Source organism: Acinetobacter sp. AOR01_HL, assembly GCF_027855455.1.
GTDB classification, from domain to species: Bacteria; Pseudomonadota; Gammaproteobacteria; order Pseudomonadales; family Moraxellaceae; genus Acinetobacter; species Acinetobacter baumannii.
Genome location: NZ_JAKTIM010000051.1, coordinates 137,106 through 152,760 on the forward strand (window position 1 = coordinate 137,106; position 15,655 = coordinate 152,760).

Annotated in this window: 17 protein-coding genes; 8 read left to right on the forward strand and 9 right to left on the reverse strand. The window is 39.0% G+C overall.

Annotated elements, in window-relative coordinates; genetic code table 11:
* Nucleotides 1-6: 6 nt before the first annotated feature.
* From MKL62_RS16040 to puuE, 5 genes are all read right to left on the reverse strand, one after another.
* Nucleotides 7-732, reverse strand: coding sequence for an outer membrane protein OmpK (locus MKL62_RS16040; protein ID WP_001176277.1), 726 nt, complete (start codon nt 730-732; stop codon nt 7-9).
* Nucleotides 733-853: 121 nt separating this feature from the next.
* Nucleotides 854-2,221, reverse strand: coding sequence for a nucleobase:cation symporter-2 family protein (locus MKL62_RS16045; protein ID WP_001109258.1), 1,368 nt, complete (start codon nt 2,219-2,221; stop codon nt 854-856).
* 24 nt (nt 2,222-2,245) lie between these two features.
* Complete coding sequence (gene uraH / locus MKL62_RS16050; protein ID WP_000626021.1) at nt 2,246-2,569, reverse strand: hydroxyisourate hydrolase; 324 nt, start codon at nt 2,567-2,569, stop codon at nt 2,246-2,248.
* Nucleotides 2,566-3,069, reverse strand: coding sequence for a 2-oxo-4-hydroxy-4-carboxy-5-ureidoimidazoline decarboxylase (gene uraD, locus MKL62_RS16055; RefSeq protein WP_000477672.1), 504 nt, complete (start codon nt 3,067-3,069; stop codon nt 2,566-2,568). Before uraD ends, uraH begins: the two co-directional genes overlap by 4 nt.
* A gap of 99 nt (nt 3,070-3,168) precedes the next feature.
* On the reverse strand, nt 3,169-4,134 hold the full coding sequence (gene puuE / locus MKL62_RS16060) for an allantoinase PuuE (protein WP_000004705.1): 966 nt from the start codon (nt 4,132-4,134) through the stop codon (nt 3,169-3,171).
* Nucleotides 4,135-4,386: 252 nt separating this feature from the next.
* Between puuE and MKL62_RS16065 the strand changes: the two genes are divergently transcribed.
* The 4 genes from MKL62_RS16065 (at nt 4,387) to dsbD (ending at nt 8,064) form a co-directional block, all read left to right on the forward strand.
* Nucleotides 4,387-4,737, forward strand: a complete 351-nt coding sequence (locus MKL62_RS16065; RefSeq protein ID WP_001019316.1) for an HPF/RaiA family ribosome-associated protein — start codon at nt 4,387-4,389, stop codon at nt 4,735-4,737.
* A 158-nt stretch (nt 4,738-4,895) separates the two neighbouring features.
* Nucleotides 4,896-5,441: an ankyrin repeat domain-containing protein gene (locus MKL62_RS16070; RefSeq protein ID WP_000958427.1), complete on the forward strand. Its 546-nt coding sequence runs from the start codon at nt 4,896-4,898 to the stop codon at nt 5,439-5,441.
* 12 nt (nt 5,442-5,453) lie between these two features.
* A complete protein-coding gene (locus MKL62_RS16075; protein ID WP_001218017.1) occupies nt 5,454-6,221 on the forward strand; it encodes a transporter in 768 nt (255 codons plus the stop codon).
* Nucleotides 6,222-6,249: 28 nt separating this feature from the next.
* Nucleotides 6,250-8,064 (forward strand): protein-disulfide reductase DsbD, encoded by a 1,815-nt coding sequence (gene dsbD, locus MKL62_RS16080; protein ID WP_000733824.1) that lies wholly within the window; start codon nt 6,250-6,252, stop codon nt 8,062-8,064.
* Here dsbD and MKL62_RS16085 read toward each other — a convergent pair.
* Nucleotides 8,056-9,249: a sensor domain-containing diguanylate cyclase gene (locus MKL62_RS16085; protein ID WP_000702275.1), complete on the reverse strand. Its 1,194-nt coding sequence runs from the start codon at nt 9,247-9,249 to the stop codon at nt 8,056-8,058. The two genes, dsbD and MKL62_RS16085, sit on opposite strands and share 9 nt — an antisense overlap.
* A 175-nt stretch (nt 9,250-9,424) precedes the next feature.
* Entirely contained in the window at nt 9,425-10,336 is a 912-nt protein-coding gene (locus MKL62_RS16090) for an alpha/beta hydrolase (RefSeq protein ID WP_001025103.1), read from the reverse strand.
* 149 nt (nt 10,337-10,485) lie between these two features.
* On the opposite strand from MKL62_RS16090, the gene MKL62_RS16095 reads away from it, so the two are divergent.
* Nucleotides 10,486-10,923 (forward strand): DUF2147 domain-containing protein, encoded by a 438-nt coding sequence (locus tag MKL62_RS16095; protein ID WP_000717015.1) that lies wholly within the window; start codon nt 10,486-10,488, stop codon nt 10,921-10,923.
* A gap of 38 nt (nt 10,924-10,961) precedes the next feature.
* Here the strand turns inward: MKL62_RS16095 and MKL62_RS16100 are convergent, their stop codons facing one another.
* Both MKL62_RS16100 and MKL62_RS16105 read right to left on the reverse strand, forming a co-directional pair.
* Complete coding sequence (locus MKL62_RS16100; RefSeq protein WP_000913165.1) at nt 10,962-11,312, reverse strand: arsenate reductase; 351 nt, start codon at nt 11,310-11,312, stop codon at nt 10,962-10,964.
* 455 nt (nt 11,313-11,767) lie between these two features.
* Entirely contained in the window at nt 11,768-12,592 is an 825-nt protein-coding gene (locus tag MKL62_RS16105; protein ID WP_000612365.1) for an exodeoxyribonuclease III, read from the reverse strand.
* A gap of 38 nt (nt 12,593-12,630) precedes the next feature.
* Between MKL62_RS16105 and pyrE the strand changes: the two genes are divergently transcribed.
* The 3 genes from pyrE (at nt 12,631) to MKL62_RS16120 (ending at nt 15,587) form a co-directional block, all read left to right on the forward strand.
* Nucleotides 12,631-13,281 (forward strand): orotate phosphoribosyltransferase, encoded by a 651-nt coding sequence (gene pyrE / locus MKL62_RS16110; RefSeq protein WP_000211302.1) that lies wholly within the window; start codon nt 12,631-12,633, stop codon nt 13,279-13,281.
* A gap of 460 nt (nt 13,282-13,741) precedes the next feature.
* Entirely contained in the window at nt 13,742-15,280 is a 1,539-nt protein-coding gene (locus MKL62_RS16115) for a N,N-dimethylformamidase beta subunit family domain-containing protein (protein ID WP_223236529.1), read from the forward strand.
* 58 nt (nt 15,281-15,338) lie between these two features.
* The gene (locus tag MKL62_RS16120; RefSeq protein WP_227552504.1) at nt 15,339-15,587 is read left to right on the forward strand and encodes a hypothetical protein; all 249 of its coding nucleotides are present in this window, start codon (nt 15,339-15,341) and stop codon (nt 15,585-15,587) included.
* Nucleotides 15,588-15,655: the final 68 nt, after the last annotated feature.

Consider the following 15,655-nt stretch of genomic DNA (forward strand, 5'->3'; position numbering starts at 1 on the left):
AAAATTTTAGAAGTGGTATTTAACCAATGCACTGACGTTATTTTCGTCGGCACCTTTAATACCAAATTTGTTATTCCACACAGAGTGCTCAATACCGAGGTATAGACGTGTATCAGGAGAAATGTGTTTACCTACATTCCATTTCCATTGAGTGGTCCAGTTCAACTCACTCGCATGGTCATCTTCAGCGGTTGACCAGTCTAGGAAACCATCTACCAAGAAATCTTCAGATGCGATTTTAAATGGAATTCCATAAACGAACGTCATTTGATAATCGTCGTCAGTGTTCTCATTATTCGCACGGTAGAAGTTTAAATTCGCATATTGGAAATATGGGATATCTAAATCAACTGCAAAACCATACAAGAAGTTGTCAAAGTTATTGCCGTTTTCGCTATTACTTTCCCAAGTGGTACTAATGAGTACATCTTTAATTGGGCCGTACGCCAGTTTTTTGCCAGACACTTCGCCTAAGCTTAAACGTGGTGATAACTCAAAATAAGTACTCTTATGGTCATTTTCGCCACGCATGCGGTCCATAAAGAAAAATACATCAGCATATTTAACTTTTGCTGCATATTCCAAAGTAATCGTAGTTTCTTTGTCATCTACAACTTCATAGTTTTCACCATAAAGTCCAGTCACGCTAAAATCTTGCCAGATTGGTTTTGCCTGAACCATGGCAGTTGCAGATAACAAGGCACAAGTCGCCGCAAGTTGCTTTAATTGCATTTAAATGATCTCCCCCAAATAAAGCACGCTAAGGATACAGGGTCTTAAGCAAAAATGAAGCCAAATTTGATCAACGGTTAAAAAAAAGCCCACCGAAGTGGGGCGCTAAAAAACTAACTCATTAATGTGTATTTCGTGTGTTTATTGTTTGGCTCAAATGCGGGGTACGCGAGCTGCGAAATGAAGGTAAGTGATTAAATAACAAATTCAATAAGATAGCAAAGATACAAGTCGAACTAATACCCGAATGGAACAAAGTTTGTACCCAAACTGGGAAATGAGCATAAAATTCATGGTTAATAATTGGAATCATCCCAGCTGATAAAGCAGTTGCCACAATAATCAAATTTTTCTGATCGTTATAATCAATTTTTGCCAAAGTGCGAATTCCACTTGCTGCAACCGACCCAAATAAGACCAAACCCGCACCACCAAGTACTGGCATAGGAATTGCCGCAATAAGGCGGCCCATAACAGGTAATAGACCTAAAATAATCAGAATGACTCCGCCTGCTGCCACGACAAAGCGGCTTTTGATGCCTGTAATTGCCACCAGTCCAACATTTTGGGCAAAAGCACTTTGCATGAATGAACCAAAGATAGGAGCAATAGCGCTTGAAAACATATCTGCACGTACACCATTGGCGATGCGTTTTGAATCGACTTGGGTTCCTACAATGTCTCCGACAGCAATAATATCGGCTGTGGTTTCCGTCATAATCACCAAAGTAACGATTAGCATCGATAAAATTGCACTTAGCTCGAAAGTTGGTAAACCAAATGCAAATAAGTGTGGAAATTGCAGCCATGCGCCTGAGCTCACCTGACTAAAATCTCCAAAACCCATAAAGTAGGCAAGGGTAGTACCAGCAACAATAGCCAACAAAATTGATAAACGGCGAATACTTGCTTGTGGCAGCATATTTAGAATAATCACAATGCCTAAGGTCAGCAAAGCTAAAGAGATATTCTCGACGCTACCCCAATCAGGTGCTTTGTTGTTGCCACCCATCATCCAGCGAATCGCAACGGGTAACAGAGATAACCCAATAATCGTGATGACACATCCCGTCACAACAGGTGGAAAAAAACGAATAATTTTTGAAAAGTAAGGTGCAAGGCATAGTCCAATTAAAGATGCGGCAATAACCGCGCCGTAGACAGCAGGTAAACCACCGCCTGTAGTGATAATAGCAACCATGGTTGCCACACCAGCAAAAGACACACCTTGCACCAGAGGTAATTTTGCCCCTAGATATTTGGTTCCGATGGTTTGTATGAGAGTTGCCAACCCGCCTACAAATAAGGCTGCTGCAATGAGCATTCCGACTTGTGCTGCGCTTAAGCCAGCTGCCGTTCCAATAATCAGTGGCGGGGCTACAATACCCCCATACATGGTGAGTACATGCTGTAAGCCGTAAGCAAAACTTTTGGAAATTCCTAAATATTCATGCTCTGGAGAAATCGCATTCTTTTGCTGATAATTCATATTTTTCTCCTATTTATATTTGAGTTAGCTGCCGCGATAAGTGGAGTAAGCAAATGGACTAATGAGTAATGGAATGTGGTAATGCTGATTGGTGTCTTCTATGAAAAATTGAATACAAACACGGGGGAAAAAAGTTTTGATTTGCTGTGATGAAAAATAAGGGGCAACTTCAAATTCAAGTTGATAAGCACCTTTACCTAAGTTTTTTATTCCAAAATTAATCACTCGCCCATCTTGGTTGGTAATTGCAGTCGCTATCAGTTCATGAGTGACTGCATGAAACAACTTCACTTCGACCTGTGCAGCCGGTTTACCTAAATTCGTATCTAAAATATGAGTGCTGATCATGCTGGTACTTCCTGAGATAAACGTAATAGAGCAATTGCAGCGAGTTGCTCATGTACAATGACTTTTTCTATAGCTAAGTTGTTTTGAAGACGTTGATGGAGTTTTTTTAAAATCTCGTCGCTACTGAGGCCTGCGGCTTTAATTAGAAAAATAAAACCAAACTTCTGCTCATACTCGATATTACCTTGCAGCAGGGCTTGTTGTGTTTGTTCATCTAAGGAAATGCCAGCTTGTTCTTGGGCTGAAAAATTTTGCTCTTTTGCATTGAGCTGCTTTTTTGCTTGTCTTTCACCAATTTTTGGATGGGTGGCTAATGCGGCCTGAATCTCTTGCCATGACCATGTGTGGCTTAATTGTTCTGCATACCCTAAAAGTACTGATGTTGATGAGTAGGGACGTTCTGAAATAATTTTTTCGGCCCATACAGGAATATGGACGCAGTTGTTTAACAGAGTCTTGAGTTGGTCGGGTGGGGCTTGATTAAACTCGGCTAAAAACACTGTTATTCCTAAACTCGTTGTCGTGATATAGAGTTTTAGCAATAACAGTGCCAAGAGTGATTTGATATTTGCTTAAGAATTTGGAAAATTAAAAATCAATTATTGATTTATGTGATTTTTAAACCAATATTCTGCAATATCCTGACGGCGACATACCCAAACACGATCATGCATTTCAATATAGTCTAGGAATCTTTGTAATGCTTTAAAACGACCCGGACGCCCTAAAATACGGCAGTGCATTCCAATAGACATCATTTTTGGTGCAGTTTCTCCCTCGGCATACAACACATCAAAACTATCTTTTAAATATTGAAAAAACTGTTCTGAGCTATTAAATCCACCTGGTGAGCAGAACTTCATATCGTTACATTCCAAAGTATAAGGAATAATCAGATGAGGTCGTGATGCACCCGCCGTATCGGTAAGTGTGGTCCAAAAAGGCAGGTCATCACCATAATAATCAGAGTCGTATTGTATTTGCGGGAACTCTGCAAGCAACTGACGCGTATTGGGGCTATCACGCCCGGTGTACCAACCTATGGTTTTATTTCCAAACAAGTTTTCTAAAACAGATAAGGCTTGTTCCATATGCTGTTTTTCGACTTCAAGATCACTCTCTTGATAATGAAGCCAGCGGTAGCCATGAGAAACCACATCGTAATCGGCTTGTTTAATTGCCTCTACAATATAAGGGTTGCGAACAAGTGCCATTGCTACTCCAAAAATGGTCATGGGGAGCTTGCGCCGTTGAAACTCATTATGAATGCGCCAAAAACCAGCACGTGAACCATATTCGTACATAGAGTCCATCGACATATGTTTGGCTGGGTAACTTGCAGCGCCAATAATCTCGGATAAAAACTGCTCTGAACCTTCGTCGCCGTGTTCAATATGTTTTTCGCCACCTTCTTCATAATTCAGCACAAATTGCACGGCAACCTTAGCATTATTAGGCCATTTCACCTCTGGAGGCTGTCCGTGATAACCGATTAAATCACGTGAATAAGGAGACTTTTGAATCTGCTCAATAAGTTCTGCTCCAGATAGATAAGATTCGGACACAATTGCTCTCCTTTTGTTCAATTTTTCATAAAAATTTAAAAAATCAGCTTGCATATTTTTATAGATGGATTGATATTGAAGGTATGAAGATCTTCAAAATAAATTAAAAGCAGTACGTTTAAGTCAGGAGATAACAAACCATTACACCATCAAAATGTACAATTGAAGTCAGTTCATGCATGCTTAAAACATGCCAACATAAAAAAGTTTTGCATAGAAAAGATCCACAGTAAGAAAGAGAGGATGGTATTTATGAATATTGAAATCCGCACAGATAAAAACATCCATAATAGTGAACGTTTAATTACTTATGTACGTGCAGAACTTACTCAAGAATTCCAACGTCATAGCGAACGTATTACACATTTCTCGGTTCATTTTAGTGATGAAAATGGGGACAAAGGTGGAGACAAAGATATCCACTGTATGATCGAAGCACGTCCTTCTGGCTTAAAACCAGTTGCAGTGCACCATAAAGCAGGAAATATTGACGCTTCAATTCATGGCGCGATTGAAAAGCTAAAACGTAGCCTTGAACATACCTTTGAGAAAAAAGAACACCCGAGAGGTGGTCAACCAGAATTCATTGATGATGAAGTTTAAAAAACACTAAAAAGCCCTTCGGGGCTTTTTTTATGAAGACATAAAAAAACCAATAAAAACTCTTCACAACTTTAGGTTTGCAATGCAATAGCGTTGACCTCTAAAATCTTCAGTAGAGATTAGGCATAATAGCGCTAATATATTTTTGAGAGATGGTCATGTTAACCACCCAACAGCAGGCTTTAATTAAAGCCATAGAAGAATTAGAACTCGCGCAAGTACAAAAATTACTTGCTGAGGGTCTTGATCCGAATTTCATTGATCCGGAACAAGGACCGCCAGTGTCCATTATTTGTGATGGAATTTTTAAATGGTGGGAAGACGTCTCTGAAGCGTATGAAGCGGGGACTCCATTATCACAAGAAGAAAAACAGCAAGCCCTGCAAGTTTATCTCGATATTCTTGAAGCCCTCATTCAGGCAAAGGCAAATGTTCATCTTTGGGATGCAGAAGAGTTTTATGGTCCACTATGGGATGCAGCAAGTTCGGCATGTGCACCAGCAGTTCAGCGCTTGCTAGATGAAAAAGTTGATCCAAACACACGTGATGAAGAAGGACTCACCATTTTATCTTCAATCAGTCAGTTGTTCTTTGATTGTGATTTTGATGAAATAGATTGGTCAGAAGCGCTTCAAGAAGAGCGTGAAACACTAGAGTTATTGCGCCGTCACGGAGCAAAAATGTCAAAAGAATTAACTACTTGATTGGATAATAGAATGAGAATATTTCAAATTTTAACTTTTGCTCTGACCGCTGTTGCTGCAGGAAGTACTTTTGCCGCAGAGTTCTCGTTTGATCGTCCGGGTTCAGGCTTTGGAACAGGCATTACGCCAGTTGGTAAATTAGCATGGGAACAAGGTTTACCAAGTGCAACTTATACAGAGACAACTGTTGATGGCGTTAAAGAAAAAACAGTTACTGTAAATGAGGATATGTTATTCCGTACAGGTTTAGCTGATGGTTTGGAATTGCAATTAGGCTGGCAAGGTCCGGCATGGACTCAAACTAAACGTGCTGGTAAAAAAACGGATAACTCTGGTTTTGGCGATGTAAGTATCGGCTTAAAAAAAGCGATTGATTTAAATGATGAAAATTTAACAATGGCTGTATTGGCTGAAGCTGTTATCGCAACAGGTAATGATGAGTTTACTGCCCATGACGATATATATAGTTTAAGTTCAGCAGTAGCTTATAAATATAATGATTTGTTGGATACTTCTATTACCATGCGTTATGAAGTACAAAACAGTAACTGGGCAGTGACTGCAATTCCAACCATCAATTATAAGATTGCGGGCAAACTTTCAGGATATTCTGAATTTGTTTATCATAAAGCTGAAAGCCAAGACTACCAATATGGTTTAGGAACAGGTTTAGTTTACGCAGTAAATAACCGCACTCAACTTGATGCAAATATTGGTGTGGACTTAGAAGGTCAAGATAAGAGCTACAAAGGTGGCTTAGGCATGGCATTCTTATTCTGATCAGACTAACTTGAATTAATTATTATTGATGAAAAAGCTTATTTCTCAGGGAATTATTTATTTTCTAGTAGCCGCTACTTTTGTATTGAGTCAGTTTGTCTTTGCAGAAGATAAGTTATTGTCACCCGAACAGGCTTTTTCATTTTCGGTTGAATCGCCACAATCGCATACCGCAAAGTTATCGTGGCAGATTCAGCCGAATTATTATTTGTATCAGCATAAATTTACCGTACAACAGGGCAATCAGCCTTTAACTTTAAATTTGCCTAAAGCGGTTTCTCAATATGATGAGAACTATGGCCAAAGCCAAGTTTATTACCATCAAGTCAACTTCCAGATTAAAACCAAGCCTTCAGAGCACTACACAGTAACTTGGCAAGGCTGTGCCAAAGACCGTATTTGTTATCCTCCACAAACTATTGAGTTTCAAACTGACGCAGATGGTCTGGTCGGTCTGCAAAATCAGGCAGGTGCAGCACCAAAACGCTTATTAGATTTGGCAAATACCCAAGCATCAAACTCTACGGAGCCTTTAGAAAATCAGAGTTCAGCTACTCAAGCTGAAGGAGCTGCTCCAGAGATTGCCCAAGATCAGGTTTGGTCAGCAAAGTTAATTGAACACTCGCTTTGGTATGGTGTTTTATTATTTTTAGGTTTAGGCATGCTGCTTGCATTTACGCCATGCTCTTTACCAATGCTGCCGATTTTAACTTCATTAATTATCCGAGATCACAAAGGTTTAAAAGCTTGGACGATTGCACTTACTTTTGTGTATAGTATGGCATTGGTCTATGCAGGTCTAGGCTTGATTGCTTCTTCAGCGGGTTTAAATTTCCAACGCTGGCTACAACAGCCTGCTACTCTTATTGCGTTTAGTTTGTTGTTTGTGGTTTTTGCGCTAAATCTGTTTGGGCTTTTTGAGCTTCGGTTACCGCAAACTTGGTTAAATCGCCTTGATCGTATTCAGTCTATGCAACAAGGCGGCACTTTAGTTGGTGCAGGCGTTATGGGCGTGGTTTCTGCGCTCTTGGTTGGCCCATGCATGACTGCGCCTTTGGCTGGAACTTTATTATTTATTTCTCAAACCCAGAACCAATGGCAAGGTGCTTTGCTTTTATTCTGTCTCGGTTTTGGCATGGGAATCCCTTTACTCATCGCGAGTGTTTTAGGTGCAAAGTTCTTACCTAAAGCGGGCGACTGGATGCATCAGATTAAAGTGATTTTTGCTTTTCTGATGTTGGGGTTAAGCCTTTATTTCATCCGTCCTTTATTACCAGATTGGGGGATGCAAGCACTTAGTTTTGTACTTGGGTTGGCTTTTATTATCTATGCGCTGTATCAGTTCTTTTGGAAAAAAGGACAGTTACAGTGGCTTTATGCGCTCCTACTTTTATTGGTAACGCCATTCGTGGTTTATAACCAGTATCAACATATTCAAAATCGTAGCTTACAAAATTCTGAGCATATGGCTGAGTGGCATGTGGCGACCACGGCAGCAGACTTTCAAAAGATTTTAGCAGCAGCTCCTGCTGATCGGGCTATTGTTGTTGATGTCTATGCCGATTGGTGTGTGGCTTGTCAGCCTATTGAACATCGTATTTTAAAAGCATCTGAGGTTCAGACGGCTCTTGCACCTTGCTATCTCATTAAACTTGATTTGAGCCATTATGACCAATCACATGAAGCATTGCTCAAACAATGGAATATTCTTGGGCCACCTACATATCTCTTTTTAAACAAGCAACAGCAAGAAATTCGTTCTTTACGTTTAACAGGCGCATTTAGTCAGCAAGAGCTTTTACAACAACTGGCAAGCTTATCAAAAGTTAAAGATTCAAATTGATTTGATCTGAGGTAGTTGGTGAAAAGTGCGTACTTGATTACGCCCAGAGGCCTTTACCGCATAGAGGGCTTGATCGGCTTGTCTAATCACAAGATAGGGGTCATTTGCAAAAGCAGAACTGCTGATGCCAAAGCTGGCACTTACATGAATTTGGATATTTTGATTATTTAAGATAGTCAATTCTTGTAAAGCTTGTCGGCAACGTTCGGCAATTTTTTCTGCTTGAATAATATCGGTATGAGGAAGTAATAAAATAAATTCTTCTCCACCAAAACGTCCAATAATATCTTCATTACGTAAGTTTTCAGAAAGACATTGAGCAATTTTAATCAAAACCTGATCACCTTGGTGATGTCCGTATATATCATTAATTTTTTTAAAATGATCGATATCAAGAAGTATCACGGCATAATCAAATTGTTGCTCATGAAGTGCTTCAAGATGAGTGTTTAAGCTTCGTCTATTTAAGACATTAGTTAACGGGTCGATTTGGCTTAAACGTTGAATATAGGTTTCTCGTTGACGCCATTGGGTCAGCAATATTTCAAATAAAATAAAACACGCCACTAAAATAGGCATAATAAAAAACAGCATACTTCCTAGCCAAAATGGATTGGTTTGGGCATGACGCATCGCTGTAAAATTAAATAGGGGCGCATATGAGATAACCCCCGTCATACTTAAATATGTACATATCGCTAGAATAATAGTTGCAGGTATAAAAGCGCTATAAACAATTTTTCTTTCAAATAAAACCAAACCTACGCCAATAGTACCTACATAACCCACCATTGTGGCAGGGCTGATACTACCAATTAAATATCCATCGTGGCACAACATCAGCATAAAGGCTTGTACACTAATTAAAGGCACAATTTTTTGCGCCCAAGCTTGGTCTTTGTAGCGATAACAAGGAATAATGAGTACAGCTAATAAAAATAAGGTCAGTAAATTCAGCCAGATTTGTGATTCAACTAAAGATAGATTTGCCCATTGCCAAATACTAGGAGTAATTAAAATATAGCCTTTCCATAAAATCCAACTAAAATTCATTGCGCAGGCGAGGGTAAGCATTAATGCGCTTTTTTGTAATGGGGTCCAGTTAATAATGTGATTGTGATGGATGAAATCGAGAATCACCTGTTTTATTTTATTTATAGGACGAGTGATTAAACGAATTTTCATAATAATAAAGGAACTCCTAAATAGAGATGTCTCTTCGTCAGATCATCCTAAAGAGGGAGAGTTTGAAGGATTCATAACCTAAACATACCATGATTCATAAATTAAACCTCATGATTTGGATGATGAAAAATAAGAAGAAGCGACAAATTTTAAATTTGTCACTTCTTCATTTTGATTACGTCTTATCAAGTTCATGAGCAAACTCAGCAATATCCGCCATCGCCTGTTTTGCTTCTTCGAACCAAGCATTAAACATTTGGAAGTTATGCCACATGCCTGTGTAAAGTTTAAAATGCACTTTTACACCTGCTTCTTCAGCTTTCTCTCTAAAACGTTTGGCATCGTCTAATAAAATTTCTTTTGAACCGACCTGAACTAATGTTGGCGGTAAACCTTCTAAGTTATCGAAAATAGGTGAAACACGCGGGTCATCTGCCGCAATATGATTGCCAATATAATGCTGAATACCTATTTGCAGGGCTTCAAGAGAAAGCAGGGCATCATGTTTTTGGTTAAATCTTAAAGACTCACTGGTTAGGGTTAAATCTAGAAAAGGTGACATTAAAATCAGGCCACTTGGCATAAGTTCAGGTTGTTCTTTTAAACGTAAGCAAAGTGCCAAAGCCAAATTAGCTCCACAAGAGTCACCAGATAAAATAATATCTTTAGGTTGGATACCTTGAACTAATAACGATTGATAGACGTCATATAAGGCCTCAGTCGCCTCAGGATATGGATGCTCCGGTGCAAGTGGATAGTCCACATGAATAATCTGCATTTGGGTACGAGCAGCCAAATCTGTCATGAACGCATGATGTGTTTTTAAATTTCCTAAAAAAAAGGCGCCGCCGTGAATATGAAAAATAAGCTGGGTCGCTGAATCTTGGGCTTTAATTTCTTCACCCTTAATGCCAGCAAGTCGGATTGGTCGAACGGTTACATTTTTTTGTTTTGGAAATGCTCGGCAAAGTTGTTCAAGCATAGGGCGCAGAGCAGTTGGAGGTAAATTCAACTGACTTGGTTTGCGAATTGCTGTTTTAAGAAATGTTTCTGTGAAATAATATTTTAAAACATTAGGTATATTCATATAGTATCCGCTTATGTTAATTACTTGTTTCCCTATAAATTTTATTTTTCAAGGTTACAAGGTTACACGAAACAGTCACATTCAAAAATTGCAATATCGTTGCGAGTTTTGAATACTGAAGTCTTGGAAGACCCAAGGATATTACAAAAATGAAAAAGATTGCTTTAGCTTTAGGACTTGTTGGTATGGCTGCATTTGCCAATGCGGCTGACCCACTAAACGGAACGGTATGGAAAACGATTGATGACCAAACCAATAAGCCCAAAGCCGTAGTAAAATTTACGGAACAGAAGGATGGAACCTTAACTGCAACCATTCAAAACATTTTGACACCAGGTGAAGAAAACGCTTGTACAAAATGTGAAGGTCCGTATAAAAACAAACCGCTTAAAGGTGTGACCATTGTACATAATCTAAAAAATGTAGGTGGCAACAGTTATGAAAACGGTACAATTTTAGACCCTAAATCTGGCAAAACTTACAAATTAAAAGGTGAGTTGGCTGAGGGCGGTAAGAAGCTTAAATTACGTGGTTATATTGGCGTTTCAGCATTGGGCCGTAACCAAACTTGGATTCGTGCGAACTAAAAGCCTAAATAAAAAAACGAGCCATTGGGCTCGTTTTTTTATGCACTTAAGTTTTGATAGGCCGTTTCATCAAAGCCCACAAGAAACCCTTTAGAGGTCTGTAGAACTGGTCGCTTGATTAAGCTTGGCTGAGCAATTAGCGCTTCAATAAGATGATCTTCACTGCTTAAAGCACGCGTTTGTTCTTCTTCAGATAGTTTTTTCCACGTAGTACCTTTCTTGTTGAGCACCGTATCTTGTCCAATTTCTTTTAGCCAGATTTTTAGAGTATCAGCATCGATCCCTTGTTTTTTATAATCGTGAAATTCGTAGCTCAAACCTTTTGCTTGTAAAGCATCAAATGCTTTTTTCATCGAGTTACAGTTTTTAATACCATAAATTTTTAACATTTTATCGGACCATGTCAAAAAGAAAGAACATACAGCCTAACCCAAAATGCATTTGAGCACTACTTTATACAGATACTTTTAAAACAAATGAAAAATAATGATTAAAACAATAAAGAATGTCATGTTATTGTCATAAGACAAGGTAATAATGAGCTTAATAAGAATAAATTAAAAACTAAAAGAACGTAGCGCAAAAAATAAGAGATAGAAAAGAGAAAACCCGCATTTAATCATCCTGATCATGCGGGTCTCATTTCAACGTCCATTGTCACATCCTTGCAAATAAACTTATCTTAAGTTTATTTTATCTTCCTACGGCGTCCTATCCTTTTGCGTCATCCTGACTGCTTCCCTGTGCCGTGGGGCTATAATGCCGTTAAACATGTGTAAGAAAAATACTCAAAAGCGACATGTGTTGTAAGCAAAAACGACAATGTAAGTGAACATGTGTTCACTTATTCTTGAATTTTATAGTCGATAATAACTGGAGCATGGTCACTAAACCATTGATCTTTATAGACCCATGCATTTACAGTGCGCGCTTTCCAGTCTGGTGAACATGCGTGATAGTCAATACGCCAACCTACATTTTTCGCACGCGCTTGTCCGCGATTTGACCACCATGAATACAATTCCGCTTCTGTTCTTACAACACGGAAAGTATCTACATAACCAAGTTCATCATAAATGTGGTCAAGCCAAGCACGCTCATGTGGTAAACAGCCAGACGACTTTTGGTTGCCAGACCAGTTTTTAATATCAATCCGTTTATGAACAATGTTGTAATCGCCACAAATAATGATGGACTTATTCTCATCACGCCATTGTTTCAAGATTTTGGCATATTCACCTAAAAATAAATCTTTACGTGCTTGCGCTTCTTCACCACTTGAGCCTGAAGGTAAGTATAATGATGCAATATGTACGGGATGTGACAAACCTAAATCGAATTCGGCAGAAATGAAGCGGCCTTGACTATCGGCCAATTCAAACCCTAAACCATCTTTAATAGAGACAAAGGGTAAGCGGCTATAAATTGCAGTACCTGCGTAGCCTGCACGCTCTGCTGGAAAGAGATGGGTATGCCATCCCTCGGGTCTAAATTTCTCAGTCCATTGTTCATGGGTAATGCGGCTTTCCTGCATGCATACGACATCGGCATCTGATTGTTCTAACCATTCAAGTAAGCCTTTCGTCACTGAAGAACGTAAGCCATTTACGTTAATGGAAACGACTCGAAGAATTTTTACATCACTTGGATACTGATCCTTTGGTATCATGCGAAAATTTAACCTCAATTGTGAATTTGGAGCACCTCATGACAACGCCTGTGTCATTTCACCCGCAAGCATTTATCGAACTCGCATTATCACGCGGTGTGCTTAAATTTGGTGAGTTTACTTTAAAATCTGGACGCGTGAGTCCTTATTTTTTTAATGCAGGCCTACTCAACGATGGTGAAGCTTTATCTCTTTTAGCACAAGGCTATGCCGATAAATTAACACAATGTGAAAATGTTGATGTGATTTTTGGACCAGCTTACAAAGGTATTCCATTTGTAGCTGCGACTGCTGTTGCTTTATCGCAAACACATAACAAGAGCGTGCCATGGGGCTTTAACCGTAAAGAAGCAAAAGATCATGGTGAAGGCGGTGTTTTAGTCGGTGCTGCAGTTGAAGGTAAAAAAGTCTGGATCATTGATGACGTGATTACCGCAGGCACAGCGATTCGCGAAGTGGTAACGATTTTGAAAAATGCCGGTGCAACTATTGCGGGTGTGTTGGTTGCGCTAGATCGTCAAGAACGTGGGCAAGGTGAACTTTCTGCAATTCAAGAAGTTCAAAAAGAATTAGAAATCCCTGTGCACGCACTGATTACCATGAAAGATTTAATGGATTATTTAGATGGAAAAGACGAAAAAGAAGCTTTAGCCGATATGCGAGCGTATCGTGAAAAGTACGGAATTTAATTTTTAACAATTTAAAAGGAAGCACAAAGCTTCCTTTTTCATTATTAATTTTTCTTAAAGGATATATAAAAAATAGAGTTAAAAATTATATAAAATATTCTTTCTTATTGTAAATATTATAAATTACTAAATAATACTTTGATTTTTTTACTAAATAATATTTTTATTTTTATTTTTATTTTTATTTTTATTTTTGGTTTTGTTTTTATTTTAAAATTCATGTGAAATCAATAATTATATTTAAAACTTAAAATACTCTTTAGAAACTATATTTTTTTCTTTTTGATAAAATATATTAAATTGCTGATGAATAATAAATTTAATAATTTTTAATTTTAAAAATTTTACCTAAGTTATTGATCTTGACGAATGCTAGAAATGAGCTCATTTATAGATAAAAGCGTTAAAAGATGTAAGAAATTTTCCAGTTTTTCATTTCATAAGGATAAGAGGTGGAAACATGGCAGTTTTTGGATATTCATCAGCAACTTCCGTCTTACCTGGAAGTTCAATCAGTTTTTATCTCAGTACTGATGTACCTGGGGTAATGAATTTAACCATAGAGCGTATAGGAACAACCTCAGTATCATCAACAATTACTACAACTCTTTTTACCCGATCACTTCCGACTACCAACCCATGGGAAGGATTTGGTTGGCCAGTTTCAACAACATTTAATATCCCTTCAAATTGGCCTTCTGGGTTATACAGACTTGCCTATATGTCTCAAGATGTGCTTACTTTTGTGATTCGGCCAGTCATTCCGGCGGCCGTTTCTAAGGTGCTTTTACAAGTCTCTTTTCTGACACCGACCGCCTATAATGCGGCAGGTGGCAAAAGTTTATATGATTTTAATAGTGTGGGAGGAGCTCGTGCGAATAAAGTTTCATTTAATCGATCTGGTGGTACACCAGCAAGTAATGGGCCTGAGTCTATTCTCATTCACTGGCTTGAAACTGAAGGAATAGCAATTGAATATTGCTCAAGTGTGGACCTCCATAGTATTTCAAATCTACTCACGAACTATGAGTGTTTGATCATTGCAGGACATGATGAGTACTGGACAAGAGCAATGCGAGACCAAACGGAGCAGTTTATTGCTAACGGTGGTAACCTGATCATACTTTCTGGTAACACATGCTACCGAGCTGTAAGGTTAGAACAAGGGAACCGCATGGTTGTTTTTTATAAATTTGCTGGTAGTGACCCGAATCAAAATGCTTATGATACGACTGTAGCATGGGCAGAGCCACCATTGAACCGACCCCAGAATTCATTTCTTGGGACTGGTTTCACTGAAGGTGCTTATGGTGGAACAGCGACAGCATATACAATCCGGTTTCCAGAACATTGGGTGTTCAACGGAGTTTTATCCACAACTACAACATCAGCTTTTATGACCTATGAGACTGATGCTGCAGCTTATGTAGATGAGGAGGAGGGTTACCCACGTGTTACTGGAGATGAAAATACACCACTGACTATGACTGTGCTTGCCTCAGCAGAGCTTGGTTCATGGACTGGTAAACCAGGGCGCGCGACAATGGGTATATTTTCTCATAACGGTACAGTTTTTAATGCTGCAACAACGGACTGGATATATGTTTTGGGTAGTGATGCCGTTGTGACTACTATCACACGTAATGTATTTTCCCGTCTTAAACAGCGTATAACATGGGATTGGGAGAATATTGGATATGCAAATGATTGCTGTGCGCTCACCGCATTGCAAGGCAAAATTTTCATGGCAACAACACAAAATAGACTTTTACAGCGGTACCCTATTGGTGCAGATGTAGCTTGGCGTGATGTTAGTCATGCGTATAATGTCGTTGCAATGACAGCTCTTGGAGATACACTTTATTGTGTTACATCCGATAATCAACTTTGGTGGAAGCCTGCTTCAGAGGGGGGGGCAGCCTTGGGCTTCAATGGGGACTGGCCCGACTGGTGGAACCAAGGCGTTAGCTGCTACGGGCGGAATGCTTTATGCAGTTGATAGTCTGGGAGCATTATGGAGGGCGCCAGCAACGAGAACAACTCCGTCATGGGTAGCAATGACGACATTCACGCAGGATGCTACTGTTAATGCAATGGCTGCTTATGGAGATATTCTCTTCGCTTCAACTACAGATAATCGCTTGTTACGTTCAAACAATGACTTTATTTGTGAAAGTAGTGCATGGGCCTATATCCATCACTGTAACTATTCTGCTGGTCTGGCAGTAGTTGAATCAATCCTCTTTGTTGCTACAACCCAAAATCTTCTTTGGAAAATTGACCTTTATGGACTCCGTCAGCCTTAAGATTCTAAAATGTATACTATCTAATAAAAAGGCATACCTCTAAAATAGGTATGCCTTTTTAATACTTA

What these genes read in the sequence shown, in the direction of transcription:
- MKL62_RS16040 (WP_001176277.1), bottom strand. Translation starts at nt 732, where the DNA reads ATGCAATTAAAGCAACTTGCGGCGACTTGTGCCTTGTTATCTGCAACT.
- MKL62_RS16045 (WP_001109258.1), bottom strand. Translation starts at nt 2,221, where the DNA reads ATGAATTATCAGCAAAAGAATGCGATTTCTCCAGAGCATGAATATTTA.
- uraH (WP_000626021.1), bottom strand. Translation starts at nt 2,569, where the DNA reads ATGATCAGCACTCATATTTTAGATACGAATTTAGGTAAACCGGCTGCA.
- MKL62_RS16065 (WP_001019316.1), top strand. Translation starts at nt 4,387, where the DNA reads ATGAATATTGAAATCCGCACAGATAAAAACATCCATAATAGTGAACGT.
- MKL62_RS16070 (WP_000958427.1), top strand. Translation starts at nt 4,896, where the DNA reads ATGTTAACCACCCAACAGCAGGCTTTAATTAAAGCCATAGAAGAATTA.
- MKL62_RS16075 (WP_001218017.1), top strand. Translation starts at nt 5,454, where the DNA reads ATGAGAATATTTCAAATTTTAACTTTTGCTCTGACCGCTGTTGCTGCA.
- dsbD (WP_000733824.1), top strand. Translation starts at nt 6,250, where the DNA reads ATGAAAAAGCTTATTTCTCAGGGAATTATTTATTTTCTAGTAGCCGCT.
- MKL62_RS16085 (WP_000702275.1), bottom strand. Translation starts at nt 9,249, where the DNA reads ATGAAAATTCGTTTAATCACTCGTCCTATAAATAAAATAAAACAGGTG.
- MKL62_RS16090 (WP_001025103.1), bottom strand. Translation starts at nt 10,336, where the DNA reads ATGAATATACCTAATGTTTTAAAATATTATTTCACAGAAACATTTCTT.
- MKL62_RS16095 (WP_000717015.1), top strand. Translation starts at nt 10,486, where the DNA reads ATGAAAAAGATTGCTTTAGCTTTAGGACTTGTTGGTATGGCTGCATTT.
- MKL62_RS16100 (WP_000913165.1), bottom strand. Translation starts at nt 11,312, where the DNA reads ATGTTAAAAATTTATGGTATTAAAAACTGTAACTCGATGAAAAAAGCA.
- MKL62_RS16105 (WP_000612365.1), bottom strand. Translation starts at nt 12,592, where the DNA reads ATGATACCAAAGGATCAGTATCCAAGTGATGTAAAAATTCTTCGAGTC.
- pyrE (WP_000211302.1), top strand. Translation starts at nt 12,631, where the DNA reads ATGACAACGCCTGTGTCATTTCACCCGCAAGCATTTATCGAACTCGCA.
- MKL62_RS16115 (WP_223236529.1), top strand. Translation starts at nt 13,742, where the DNA reads ATGGCAGTTTTTGGATATTCATCAGCAACTTCCGTCTTACCTGGAAGT.
- MKL62_RS16120 (WP_227552504.1), top strand. Translation starts at nt 15,339, where the DNA reads ATGACGACATTCACGCAGGATGCTACTGTTAATGCAATGGCTGCTTAT.